General features: G+C 61.9%; 12 protein-coding genes and 1 tRNA gene. 3 read left to right on the forward strand and 10 right to left on the reverse strand.

Annotated features, from left to right (window positions below; translation table 11 throughout):
- Positions 1-3 precede the first annotated feature (3 nt).
- From nuoG to JXQ94_RS07105, 8 genes are all read right to left on the reverse strand, one after another.
- On the reverse strand, positions 4-2091 hold the full coding sequence (gene nuoG / locus JXQ94_RS07070; RefSeq protein ID WP_421923070.1) for an NADH-quinone oxidoreductase subunit NuoG: 2088 nt from the start codon (positions 2089-2091) through the stop codon (positions 4-6).
- A gap of 12 nt (positions 2092-2103) precedes the next feature.
- Positions 2104-3417 (reverse strand): NADH-quinone oxidoreductase subunit NuoF, encoded by a 1314-nt coding sequence (gene nuoF, locus JXQ94_RS07075; protein ID WP_421923071.1) that lies wholly within the window; start codon positions 3415-3417, stop codon positions 2104-2106.
- A gap of 3 nt (positions 3418-3420) precedes the next feature.
- On the reverse strand, positions 3421-4101 hold the full coding sequence (gene nuoE / locus JXQ94_RS07080) for an NADH-quinone oxidoreductase subunit NuoE (RefSeq protein ID WP_421923072.1): 681 nt from the start codon (positions 4099-4101) through the stop codon (positions 3421-3423).
- On the reverse strand, positions 4098-5306 hold the full coding sequence (locus tag JXQ94_RS07085) for an NADH-quinone oxidoreductase subunit D (RefSeq protein WP_421923074.1): 1209 nt from the start codon (positions 5304-5306) through the stop codon (positions 4098-4100). The genes nuoE and JXQ94_RS07085 overlap by 4 nt, the downstream gene beginning before the upstream one ends.
- A 2-nt stretch (positions 5307-5308) precedes the next feature.
- On the reverse strand, positions 5309-5911 hold the full coding sequence (locus tag JXQ94_RS07090) for an NADH-quinone oxidoreductase subunit C (protein ID WP_421923076.1): 603 nt from the start codon (positions 5909-5911) through the stop codon (positions 5309-5311).
- A 13-nt stretch (positions 5912-5924) separates the two neighbouring features.
- Positions 5925-6491 (reverse strand): NuoB/complex I 20 kDa subunit family protein, encoded by a 567-nt coding sequence (locus JXQ94_RS07095; RefSeq protein ID WP_295696091.1) that lies wholly within the window; start codon positions 6489-6491, stop codon positions 5925-5927.
- A 6-nt stretch (positions 6492-6497) separates the two neighbouring features.
- Positions 6498-6866 carry an NADH-quinone oxidoreductase subunit A gene (locus tag JXQ94_RS07100; protein ID WP_421923077.1) on the reverse strand — a complete coding sequence of 123 codons (369 nt, stop codon included), beginning with the start codon at positions 6864-6866 and terminating at the stop codon, positions 6498-6500.
- 260 nt (positions 6867-7126) lie between these two features.
- Positions 7127-7576 carry a hypothetical protein gene (locus JXQ94_RS07105; protein ID WP_421923078.1) on the reverse strand — a complete coding sequence of 150 codons (450 nt, stop codon included), beginning with the start codon at positions 7574-7576 and terminating at the stop codon, positions 7127-7129.
- A 209-nt stretch (positions 7577-7785) separates the two neighbouring features.
- Between JXQ94_RS07105 and JXQ94_RS07110 the strand changes: the two genes are divergently transcribed.
- Entirely contained in the window at positions 7786-8520 is a 735-nt protein-coding gene (locus tag JXQ94_RS07110) for a DUF599 domain-containing protein (RefSeq protein WP_421923079.1), read from the forward strand.
- Between the two features lie 98 nt (positions 8521-8618).
- Entirely contained in the window at positions 8619-10178 is a 1560-nt protein-coding gene (locus tag JXQ94_RS07115; RefSeq protein ID WP_421923080.1) for an AbgT family transporter, read from the forward strand.
- A gap of 15 nt (positions 10179-10193) precedes the next feature.
- Here the strand turns inward: JXQ94_RS07115 and JXQ94_RS07120 are convergent, their stop codons facing one another.
- A complete protein-coding gene (locus JXQ94_RS07120) occupies positions 10194-11516 on the reverse strand; it encodes a DEAD/DEAH box helicase (RefSeq protein ID WP_421923081.1) in 1323 nt (440 codons plus the stop codon).
- A 341-nt stretch (positions 11517-11857) separates the two neighbouring features.
- Here JXQ94_RS07120 and JXQ94_RS07125 point away from each other — a divergent pair, with 341 nt between their 5' ends.
- Positions 11858-12709 carry a metal-dependent hydrolase gene (locus tag JXQ94_RS07125; RefSeq protein ID WP_421923082.1) on the forward strand — a complete coding sequence of 284 codons (852 nt, stop codon included), beginning with the start codon at positions 11858-11860 and terminating at the stop codon, positions 12707-12709.
- A gap of 79 nt (positions 12710-12788) precedes the next feature.
- On the opposite strand, the gene JXQ94_RS07130 is transcribed toward JXQ94_RS07125, so the two are convergent.
- Positions 12789-12865 (reverse strand) — tRNA-Asp (locus JXQ94_RS07130).
- Between the last annotated feature and the right edge of the window lie 57 nt (positions 12866-12922).

Here is a 12922-nt window from a genome sequence, read left to right on the forward strand (position 1 = left end):
CGCTTACTCCGCAGCCATCTGGGCCGGACCGGACGCGAGGGCGGAGCATTCCGCCAGCGTCTTGGAGGCCCGAACGATCGGGTTGGTGAAGTAGAAATTGCTGACCGCCGGGACGAAATCGGTCGCCTCGACATCGCCCGCCGCGCCGGCGGTCTTGGCGTCATAGCCCTCACCCGCGCCCGGTGCGTGATCGATTCCCGCCAGAACGGGAATGTCGGCGAACAGCTTGTGGCGCAATTCAGTGAGATTGTTGTAGGGCAAGGTCTTGCCCAGACGCTCGGACAGCGCCCGGAAGATCGCCCAGGCCTCTTTCGCATCGCCCTTCGGGAAGGTCGCACGATAGGCCAGCTGGACGCGGCCTTCGGTATTGGCGAACAGCCCGTCCTGCTCGGTCCAGGCCGTGCTGGGCAGGATGAGATCGGCGCGGTGGGCACCGGCATCACCATGGCTGCCGACATAGATCACGAACGCATCGCCGAACTGGCTCATGTCCAGCTCGTCCGCGCCCATCAGCACGACCGTGTCCATCGCGGTGGACTGCATGCCAGCGACATCATGACCGCCTTCACCCGGCACGAAACCGAGATCGAGACCGGCAACCCGGCTGGCCGCCGTGTGCAGGATGGAAAGACCATTCCACTCGGCACTGACCGCGCCGACCGCATCAGCCAGTTCACCGGCAGCACGCAGGACCTGGGCGCCATCAGCGCGCGTCAGGGCGCCGGAACCGACCAGGATCAACGGACGCTTGGCGTCTTTCAGGGTCTTGATGAAGCCGGAGCGCTTTTTCTTGAGGCCAGCCAGGACATCCGCAGACGTGCCGACATGCTCATAGGGGTAGGACAGATCAACCGCTTCGCCGATCAGCCCGACCTGGGTGTCATTGTGCAGCCAGGTCTTGCGGATGCGGGCGTTGAGAATGGCCGCTTCCTTGCGCGGATTGGACCCGACGATAAGGATGGCATCCGCCTCCTCGATCCCGGCGATGGTCGCGTTGAAGAGATAATCCTCACGCGCGCCGCCGCCGATTTTCGCGCCATCCTGGCGGCAATCGATTGAGGTTACGCCGAGCGCATCGGCGAGATCCTTGGCGGCTTTCATATCCTCGGCCGAGCACAGATCACCGGCAATCATGCCGATTTTCGAGGCGTCGCCGCCGAGTTTTTCTGCCGCGATCGTCAGGGCTTCGGGCCAATCGGTCGGACGAAGCTTGCCGTTTTCCCGGAGATAGGCCTTGTCGAGACGCTGACGGCCCAGGCCTTCCCAGGCGTAGCGCGTCTTGTCGGAGATCCACTCCTCGTTCACGCCCTCATGGACGCGCGGCAGGATGCGCAGCACGGCGGACCCGCGCGCGTCGACGCGAATGTTGGAACCGAGCGCGTCCATCACGTCGATGGTCTCGGTCTTTTTCAACTCCCACGGACGGGCGTTGAAGGCATAAGGCTTGGAGGTCAGCGCACCGACCGGGCAGAGATCGATCACATTGCCGGACAGTTCCGACGTCACGGCGCTTTCCAGATAGGTGGTGATCTCGGCATCCTCGCCGCGACCGATCATGCCGATTTCCGGCGAGCCGGCGACTTCGGTCACGAAGCGGACACAGCGCGTGCACTGGATACAGCGCGTCATCTCCGTGGCGATGATCGGACCCATTTCCTTGTCTTCAACGGCGCGCTTGTTCTCCGGGAAACGGGAACCGGTACGGCCATAGACGAGGGACTGATCCTGCAGGTCGCACTCGCCGCCCTGGTCGCAGATCGGGCAATCAAGCGGGTGGTTGATGAGCAGGAACTCCATCACCCCTTCGCGCGCCTTCTTGACCAGCGGCGACAGCGTATTCATCGCCGGCGGCTCACCATTGGGACCACCGCGCATGTCACGCACATTCATCGCACAGGAGGCCGCCGGTTTAGGTGCACCCACGAGCTCGACGAGGCACATCCGGCAATTGCCGGCGACTGACAGACGCTCGTGATAGCAAAAGCGCGGGATTTCCCGGCCTGCTGCTTCGGCGGCCTGCAACAGCGTATAGGAATTCGGAACCTCGATTTCCTCGCCGTCGACAATGATTTTCCGGAGATCTTCGCTCATCGGATGATGCCCCTACTCAGCCGCGACCTGGCTGACAAACACAGGCTTGCCAGCGCGGTAATTGTTGATGCGGTCCTCGATCTCGGACCGGAAATGGCGGATCAGGCCCTGGACGGGCCAGGCGGCCGCGTCTCCGAGGGCGCAGATCGTGTGACCTTCGACCTGACCGGCGACGTCGAGCAGCATGTCGATCTCTTCAATCGTCGACTCGCCGCGCGACATGCGCTCCAGCACGCGCCACATCCAGCCGGTGCCTTCGCGGCACGGCGTGCACTGGCCGCAGCTTTCATGGCGGTAGAAGTAGGAGATGCGGGCAATCGCCTTCACCACGTCGGTGGACTTGTCCATGACGATGACAGCGGCGGTGCCCAGACCGGACTTGTGCGCCGAGAGGGCGTCGAAATCCATCAGCACATCGTCGCAAATGTCTTTCGGCAGGAGCGAGACCGAGGAGCCGCCCGGGATGACGGCCTTCAGATTGTCCCAACCGCCGCGCACACCGCCGGCATGCGTCTCGATGAGGGTCTTCATCGGGATCGACATGGCTTCTTCGACATTGCACGGATTGTTCACATGGCCGGAGATCGAGAAAATCTTGGTGCCGACATTGCGCTCACGGCCGAAGCTGGCGAACCATTCGGCGCCGCGGCGCAGGATGGTGCCGGCGACGGCAATCGATTCCACGTTGTTGACCGTGGTCGGGCAGCCATAGAGGCCGGCATTGGCCGGGAATGGCGGCTTGAGGCGCGGTTGCCCCTTCTTGCCTTCCAGGCTTTCCAGCAGGGCCGTCTCTTCGCCACAGATATAGGCGCCGGCACCGTGATGGATATAGACGTGGAAGGGCCAGCCATGGATGTTGTCATCGCCGATCAGCTTGGCCTCATAGGCCTCCTTGACGGCTTTTTCCATCGCCAGGCGCTCGGTGACATATTCACCGCGCAAATAGATGTAACAGGCGTGCGCCTGCATCGAGAATGAGGCGATCAGGCAGCCTTCGATGAGAAGGTGCGGATCATGCCGCATGATCTCGCGGTCCTTGCAGGTGCCCGGCTCGGATTCGTCGGCATTGACGACGAGATAATGCGGGCGGGCGCCCACTTCCTTCGGCATGAAGGACCATTTCAGACCGGTCGGGAAACCGGCGCCGCCACGGCCGCGCAGGCCGGAGGCTTTCATCTGGTCGATGATCCAGTCGCGACCCTGCTGCAGGATCTCGGTTGTGCCATTCCAGCAGCCACGCTGCCTGGCGCCGTCCAGATCGGGGCTGTGATGCCCGAACAGGTTGGTGAAGATACGGTCTTTGTCCTGGAGGAGTTGCGTCGCCATGGGTTAGCCCTCCGCCTTGCTGGTTTCAGCCTTTGCCGTATTCGGCAGCTTGATCTTCTTGGCGCGCGATCCGTCATAGAGCGACGGATCGGTCAGCACCTTGGTGCCATGCGGTTCGGAGGCGTTGCGATCCGATTGCGGGCCGTATTTGATCTTCTTGCCGGCCGCCAGATCGTCCATCAGGGCTTCCAGTTTGGCCCCGTCCAGATCCTCGACGTAATGGTCGCCATCGGCGTTCGCGAGCTGGAACATCGGGGCGTTGGCGCAGGCGCCCATGCACTCGACCTCGACCCAGGTGAACTTGCCGTCCGCGGAGATTTCGTGCTGCTTGCCGATGCGCTTCTTGCACACTTCGATGAGCTCGTCCGAGCCGCGCAGCATGCACGGCGTGGTGCCGCAGACCTGGATCAGGTGCTCGCCGACCGGCTCGAGATTGAACATGGTGTAGAAGGTCGCGACTTCGTAGACGCGGATATAGGGCATTTCCAGTCGGCTCGCGATGTCGCGAATGGCCGGCTCACTGACCCAGCCTTCCTGCTTTTGCGCGATCCACAGCATGGGGATGACCGCCGAGGCCTTTTTGACCTCTGGGTATTTGGCCAGCCAGAACTTGATCTCGGCTTCGCTCTTCTTGTTGAAGGCAAAGCTGTCCGGCTGTTCTTTCGCGAGACGGCGAACGCTCATCGGTCGATCTCCCCGAACACGACATCCAGCGAGCCGATGATCGCGGACACGTCGGCCAGCATGTGGCCCTTGCTCATGTAATCCATGGCCGCGAGATGGGCGAAGCCCGGTGCGCGGATCTTCAGGCGGTAGGGCTTGTTCGAGCCATCGGAGACCAGATAGACGCCGAATTCGCCCTTGGGCGCCTCAACGGCGACATAGACCTCGCCCTCTTCGACCCGCACACCTTCGGTGTAGAGCTTGAAGTGCTGGATCAGCGCTTCCATCGAACGCTTCATTTCGGCCCGGCGCGGCGGCGAGAACTTGCTATCGGTGGCCAGCACTTCGCCCGCATTCTCGTCCTTCATGAGCCAGTCGCAGCACTGGATCATGATCTTCACGCTCTCGCGCATTTCTTCCATGCGGCACAGATAGCGATCATAGCAATCGCCATTCTTGCCGACCGGAATGTCGAATTTCAGCTCGTCATAGACCGAATAGGGCTGCGAACGACGCAGGTCCCAGGCAAGACCGGACCCGCGCACCATGACGCCGGAGAAACCCCAGGCCAGCACGTCTTCCTTGGTCACAACGCCGATATCGACATTGCGCTGCTTGAAGATGCGGTTTTCGGTCAGAAGGCTGTCGATATCGTCCAGCTTGGCCGGGAATTGGTCACACCAGGCACGGATGTCCTCGACCAGCTTCATCGGCAGGTCCTGATGGACCCCGCCCGGCCGGAAATAGTGCGCATGCATGCGCGAGCCAGAAGCGCGCTCATAGAAAACCATGAGTTTTTCACGCTCTTCAAAGCCCCAGAGCGGCGGCGTCAGCGCACCGACATCCATGGCCTGCGTTGTGACGTTCAAGAGGTGATTGAGCACCCGGCCGATTTCACAATACAGCACGCGCACATATTCACCGCGCCGGGGCACGGTGATGCCGGCCAGCTTTTCAGCGGCCATGCAGAAGGCATGCTCCTGATTCATCGGCGCGACATAGTCCAAGCGGTCGAAATAGCCGATGCCCTGGAGATAGGTCTTGTGCTCGAGCAGTTTCTCGGTGCCGCGGTGCAGAAGGCCGATATGCGGATCCACGCGCTCGACGACCTCACCATCCAGCTCCAGAACCAGGCGCAGCACACCGTGCGCGGCCGGGTGCTGGGGTCCGAAATTGATCGTGAAATTGCGCTCGGACTTGCCGGTTTCGATCATGTCATCAGCCATGCTCAGCCCTCCGCCTTTTCATCACCCGGGAGGATGTATTTGGCACCTTCCCACGGGCTCATGAAATCAAAGTCGCGATACTCCTGAACCAGCTCGACCGGCTCGTAGACAACCCGTTTCTGCTCCTCATCCCAGCGCACCTCGACATAGCCGGTGAGCGGGAAGTCCTTGCGCAGCGGATACCCCTCGAAGCCGTAATCGGTCAGCAGGCGACGCAAATCAGGATGGTCGGCGAAAATGATGCCGTACATGTCGAAGGCTTCACGCTCGAACCAGTCAGCGACCGGGTAAACCGGGATCACGGTCGGCACCGGCGCTTCCTCATCCGTCGACAGCTTCACCCGGATACGGTGGTTCTGATGCATGGAGAGGAGGTGATAGACCACCTCGAAACGCTCGGCACGCTGCGGGTAGTCGACACCGCAAATGTCGATCAGCGTCGTGAAACGGCAAGCCGGATCATCGCGCAACCAGGTCAGCACCGCTTCGATTCGGTCGCGGTGAATCTGCACGGTCAGCTCGCCATTATCGATCGACCAGCCGGTGATGGCCGCATCCTGGGCGTTGGCAATATGCTCGCCGAGAACCTTGAGGGCTTCGCTCATTTGCCGTTCTCTCCTAGCGCTCGATCGAGCCTTCGCGGCGGATCTTCTTCTGCAATTGCAGAATGCCGTAGACCAGAGCTTCCGCGGTCGGCGGGCAGCCCGGGACATAGACGTCCACCGGAACGATGCGGTCGCAGCCACGCACGACCGAGTATGAGTAGTGGTAATAACCGCCGCCATTGGCGCACGACCCCATCGAGATGACGTAGCGCGGCTCGGGCATCTGGTCGTAGACCTTGCGCAGGGCCGGAGCCATCTTGTTGGTCAAGGTGCCGGCGACGATCATCACGTCGGACTGGCGCGGGGAAGCGCGCGGCGCAAAACCGAAGCGCTCGACGTCATAACGCGGCATGGAGGCCTGCATCATTTCGACGGCGCAGCAAGCCAGGCCGAATGTCATCCACATCAACGAGCCGGTGCGGGCCCAAGTGACGAGATCATCAGCGGCCGCAACCACGAAGCCCTTGTCGGCCAGCGCGTCGCTGACACCATCAAAGAAGGGATCGTGTTTTTTCGGGTCATAGCCGGGGACGGTCGAGCGCCCGGCCATGCCGGCATGAGGGGTCAGATCAGTTGCCATTGTGGACTACTCCCAATCCAGCGCGCCTTTTTTGAGCTCGTAAATGAAGCCGATGGTGAGAATTCCGAGGAAAACCATCATCGACCAGAATTCAAACGGGCCGAGATGCGAGCCAAGGGTCACCGCCCAGGGAAACAGGAAGGCGACTTCGAGGTCGAAGATGATGAAGAGGATGGCGACCAGGTAGAATCGCACATCGAACTTCATCCGCGCATCGTCAAAGGCGTTGAAACCGCACTCATAGGTCGACACCTTTTCCGGATCCGGCCGGGACGGTGCGATCACGAAAGCCGCCACCATGAAGCCGATCCCGATCACCGCGGCAATCGCGAAAAAAATCAGAATGGGCAGGTATTCCAGGAGCAATGCGTCCATCGCCAAGCCTCGCCTTGAAGAGCGTCCGGTAAGGTGCGGGAGGCCTCGATTTGGCTGGCTGGATACGCGTCAAAGCGAATCGCGAACGCCAAACAAGCCCCCTGCCCGATTTGGCGCGGAAGCTAGAGCGCAGAGACGCTCGGAGCAAGGGCTAAAGACCGCCTGACATCAGTTCCTTGTGTCGCGGTCGGGAGATTGGGATGTCCAGTTGCAAGCCACTTGCAACTGGACCGATCCGGGCCGGTCATTTCGGGTCGGGCTCATCGGCGTATTCCGAGGACAGACCGCCAGAATGACAGGCGCAGGAATGGCGAGCGCAAACTGAAGGCACGGTCCGGGAAGACGTGCCATGGCTTGTACCCCCAGTCATCCACCAGTGCACGGGCATCGGTGCCGAACCCTTCGGCATGGGCGGCAGCAATGGCGGCACGGCGGGAGCACCAGGTCGTTCGCGCCGCCCGAAAGCGGGCAAGTGCCTCTCCACTCAGACCGCGAGCCATCCGGACGGAATGCCGCAGGACCCGGAACTCGCGATGCCGCGCCAGGCTGTCGGTGCAAAGCAACAAGGCGCCGATCACGCACAACGCGCCCCACCACGCCGGCATCTGGAGACGCGACAAGGTCAGGCAACAGACAGCGAGAAACAGCGGCGGCCACGTGGCGCGCAAGAACCAGAGACGATCGACCAGGGCCCGGGAAAAGCGATTCATCGCCTTCTGTCGCGCACGTCGCGCGACGTGCCTAGCGGGACGGGCTTGTGCGTGATCCCGCCCCCTCATTTTCACTGCTCCGGCGCCGGCTGGCTCGGCCGGATTGAAAGCCGGCTGACATCATTGTCTTTGACATGAACGGCTCCAACAAGCCTTGCATGCCGCCGCCGCTCATGGCTGCATGGGATCGAGCAGGCGGGGCCGTTTCAATGTTGGCAGACTATTTTGGCGTGATCGGCTTCATGGTGATTGCCGCCGGCTTTTCCTGGCTGGTTGATCACAGCCCGCTATCCCAGCGTACGCTGTCGCGGCGGATGGATGAGCATCGCAAGCAATGGATGCAACACATGGCCGGCCGTTCGGTGCGGATCATGGACAGTCAGATCATTGCCGGCCTGCAGAACGGGATCGCCTTTTTTGCCTCGACGGCCTTGCTGGGCATCGGCGCGGCTTTCACGCTCATCACCGCCCTCGACCCGGTCATGACGGCAGTGGCCGACGTGCCCTTCCTCGACACGACCTCGCGCATTCAGTGGGAAGTCATGTCACTGGGTCTTCTGGTGATCTACGCCTATGCCTTCTTCAAATTCGGCTGGGCCTACCGCCTGGTCAATTATTCCGCCATGTTGCTTGGCGCGACCCCGGACATCGCGCGGGACAATGACGCCACGCCCGAGGCCTTGCGCGGGGCCTATCGCGCGGGAGCCATGAATGTCGTCGCGGGACGTCAGTTCAATCGCGGCCTGCGCGCCCTCTTCCTGTCCATCGGATATCTCGCCTGGATCGCTGGCCCCTTTGCCCAGATCGGGGTGACACTCATTGTCGCGAGCCTTTTGTTGTCGCGGCAATTCTTTTCGCCTGCGCTGGCAGCCCTGTCGGCTGGCGATGACGCGATGGGAGGCGTGGCCATGCCTGCCACTGAGGATCGCGGCGACGAGGTCTGAACACGGCGGCGTGAATTCTTCCGCTACGACAAGGCATTGCGGTCGGCCACCAAATGCGTCCACACTCCCCGCAACTTTTGACGCGGGGGAGAGACGCGATGAGCATCGGATCAGCCATTCTCAATTCGGTCGAGAAGGCCGGCAATAAACTGCCCGACCCGGTGACCATATTCCTGGTCCTGATTGGCGTGGTCATGCTCGCCTCGCTGGCCTTGTCAGGGCTGGGCACGGCGGTCGACCACCCTGTCACAGGCGAAAGCATTTCGGTCATCAATCTATTGACCGGCAGCCAATTGCAAACGCTGCTCGTCGGCATGCCTGGCGTGCTGACCGGGTTTGCTCCACTCGGCATGGTGCTGGTCGTCATGATCGGTGCCGGTATCGCGGAAAAGACCGGCCTGCTGTCCGCCGGGATGCGGGTGCTGGTTTCCGGTGCGCCGCGCGCCCTGCTGACCCCGGTTCTCGTCTTTGCCGGTGTCATGGGCAATCTGGCCGTTGATTCTGGATATATCGTCATGGTGCCGCTTGGGGCTGTCGTCTTCGCCGCAGCCGGACGCCACCCGATCGCGGGCATTGCCGCGGTCTTTGCCGGTGTATCCGCCGGCTTCTCGGCCAATCTGCTGGTCACCTCGCTTGAGCCGCTCCTGTTCGGCATCACCCAGACAGCAGCCCAGTCGATCGAGCCAGGCTGGACCCTGAACAATCTCGACAATTACTACTTCACCCTCGCACTGACCCCGATCCTCGTTGTCGTGGGAACGCTCGTGAACAACTACATTGTCGAACCCCGCCTCGGTGAGTGGCAGCGCCCGGATGATTTCGCGGCGCCCGAAGGCGATGGCACGCTGAGCGCCAATGAGAGCAAGGGATTGGCCTGGGCAGGCATTTCACTGCTGGTTATTGGCGCGATTGTTCTGGCGCTGACTATCCCGTCAAACGGGATCCTGCGCGACGCCAATGGCGGTCTGGGACCCTTCTTCCAGTCCATCGTCGCCATCTTGATGATCGCCTTCCTCGTTTCCGGCACGCTCTACGGTATCGCCGTTGGCAATGTGAAATCCGACAAGGATGTTGTCGCCCTGGGCACGCGATCCATGGCCGATATGGGCGGCTACATAATCCTCGCCTTTGCCATGGCGCACTTCATCTTCCTGTTCGGCGCGTCGGAAATGGATACGGTGATTGCCATTTCGGGTGCCGGGGGCCTGCAATCCCTGAACCTGCCCGCCCCGCTGCTGATTATCGGCATGGTCCTGCTGGTTGCCGTGCTGAACCTCTTCATGGGTTCGGCCTCGGCCAAATGGGCGCTCCTGGCGCCCGTTTTCGTGCCCATGCTCATGCTGCTCGGCATCTCGCCGGAAGGCTCGACACTGGCCTACAGGATGGGTGATCAGGCGACGAATATCATCACGCCGCTCATGCCCTATCTGCCGCTGATCCTGATTTTCTGTCAGCGCTATGTGCCGGAGTTCGGCCTTGGCAGCCTGATCGCGGTGATGCTGCCCTACTCGATGGCAATCCTGGTCTCGTCGCTGGCCATGATCTTCGTCTGGTTCGCCTTCGACCTGCCCCTGGGGCCGGACGGCGCAAGCTTCGAGTATGAGGTCCCGGCTGCCGCGAGCGCCCCGGCCGAAGCCGGGGCGGAGGGGCGACGATAGCACTCAGGCCATTGCTCAGACCGACGTACGGGCACCAGACCGGTTGTTACGGCGGCGGGGACGCTTGGACCCGCCGCCCTGGCCACCGCCATTGCCCTGCCCTTGCGGACGAGCACGGCCGGCGGTGAAAGGCTTCTTGCGCGACGGCCGCTGCTGTTTCTTCTGCGACGCGGCCGGTGTCGCCTTCTTCGCTTCGGCGAGAAACTTGTCCTCGTCGCCGATGAAGACCCGGTCAATGTCGAGGCCCGTCAGGCGTTCGATGTCGCGCAGATACTCGTACTCACCCGGCTCACACATCGAAACCGCGACCCCGGACTTGCCGGCCCGTGCTGTCCGACCGATCCGGTGGACGTAGGATTCCGGCAAATTCGGCAGGTCGTGATTGACCACATGTGAGACGTCATCGACGTCGATGCCGCGCGCGGCGATGTCGGTTGCGACCAGGATTTTCACCGCACCGGTCTTGAAGCCGGCCAGCGCCTTGATTCGCTGCGCCTGGGACTTGTTGCCGTGGATCGCGGCGGACTTGAGGCCGTAATCGACCAGATGGCGATTGATCTTGTCGGCACCATGCTTGGTGCGGGAAAACACGATCGCGCGCTCAACGGACTGGTCTGACATCAATTCCAGCAGGAGGTCCTTCTTGGACTCCTTGGGCAAGAGAACAACTGACTGCTCGATGCGCTCGATCGGACGGGAGGCCGGCGCGACCGACACTTCCTTGGGATCTTCCAGCATTTCCTGCGCCAGGGCGCGGATCGGCTTGGGCATGGTCGCCGACAGCAGGGCAGTCTGGCGCTTGTTCGGCAGGAAGCTGACAATCTTGCGGATGGCCGGAAAGAAGCCGAGGTCCAGCATCTGATCGGCTTCGTCCAGGATCAGGACCTTCGTCTCGCTGAGCTTGATGGCGCCCGATTGCATCAGATCAAGCAGACGCCCCGGTGTGGCGACCAGCACGTCGACGCCCTTCGCCAGGGCACGGATTTGAGGCCCGGGCTTCACGCCGCCCACCACCAGCGTCGAGGAGACGCGCATATGACGGCTATAACCGCGAACATTCTCGAGGATCTGGGCGGACAGCTCGCGGGTCGGCGACAGAATCAGCGCCCGGCAAGTTTTCGGGTGGGTGCGTTGGTTTTCTTCAATCAGACGATTGAGGATGGGCAGCACGAAGGATGCTGTCTTGCCGGTGCCTGTTTGCGCAATGCCAACAATGTCACGGCCTTCAATCATCGCCGGGATAACTTCGCGCTGGATCGGGGTCGGCGTTTCATAACCTTCATCGGTCAAGGCGCGAAGAATGGGCTCGGCCAGGCCGAGATCAGTAAACTGGGTCAAAAACAATATCTTTCTTGGGAATCAGGTGGCGCACTCGCGCCGGCCAGATTCTTGGGGTTTTGCGTTGCGGAAGCTTGCGTAGATCAGCTGCCAATTGACTGGCGCCGGACCTGGCGCCGCGGTGGCAATGATCAATACGCGTCGGATCACCGACGGACTGTCTCGCCAACGCCTGCCGTTGCAGCCACATGGCTGCCTACACGCGGCAGGTCGTGAGCGCGGTGTCCCATGTTTCGCCATGCATGGCAAATCATTTCGCAATCGCAGCAAGAGGCCTGATTGACAGGCCCAGGCCCCCGCGCAAGAGTGAACAGCGTTCACCTCGCCGATAGAGACCTGACATGGCCCGCACTGCAACCCCGACCGACCTCGTCATCACGCCGCGCAATCGCCGCTTCAAGAACACGCCAGGCCGGTCCCGCTGGTGGATGGGTGGCGATGCCATTGCCACAGCCTGGCACAATGCGCTGTCCATCACCTTTCCGGCCGGCGAGACCTTTTTCATCGAGAGCGTTCGCCGCTTTCAGAAAAGCGTCCCGCCAGAACTCGCATCTCAGATCAAGGACTTCGCACGGCAGGAAGCCTTCCACACGCGTGAGCACAACGCGTTCAACCAACGGGTCATGGATGATGGCTATGAAGTCAGCGAAGCCCTCGCAACAGTCGAGGCGAGTCTGGCACAGGCGCGTGAAGGGCATCCCGTCGCCCAGCTGAGCATCACGGTCTCGCTGGAGCATTTCACCGCGATCTTCGCCCATCTCGCGCTCAAGGATGTCGCGCTCTACGCCGATACCGACCGCGAATCGCAGCGCATGTGGCTGTGGCACGCAATCGAGGAGGTCGAGCACAAGAGCGTCGCCTTCGACACCTATGCCCACATCATGCGCGATGTGAAACCGCTTAAACGCTGGGGTATTCGCTGTGCGGTGTTTGCGCGCGTTTCGCGTGATTTCGTCTTCAAGCGCTGGCGCGAAAGCCTCGCCCTTCTCGCCCAGGACGGGATTGCGGGTGTATCGGCCCGGGCGCGTCTGGCCTGGTATCTGTGGGGCCGCCCCGGCGTGCTGCGCCGCGTCCTGCCTGCCTGGCTCGCCTATTTCCAACCTGGCTTCCACCCCTGGCAAATCGATGATCGTCACCTGATTGCCGAGACCGAGGCCCGGCTCGACCTCGCCGAGCCGGTTGCTGCCGAATAATCACATTTCCCGGAGCTGAAACGCAAATGGCCGCCCCTTGGGGCGGCCATTTTGTCTTGCGCAATTTCCTGGAAGGAAATGGCGCGAGTGACGGGACTCGAACCCGCGACCTCCGGCGTGACAGGCCGGCGCTCTAACCAACTGAGCTACACCCGCGTAAGGCGTCTCGCCGAAGCGAGGTGCGTTGTTTATGAGCAGAGCGCGGTGCGGTCA

It is taken from the genome of Maricaulis maris (assembly GCF_049116555.1).
Lineage (GTDB): Bacteria > Pseudomonadota > Alphaproteobacteria > Caulobacterales > Maricaulaceae > Maricaulis > Maricaulis maris_C.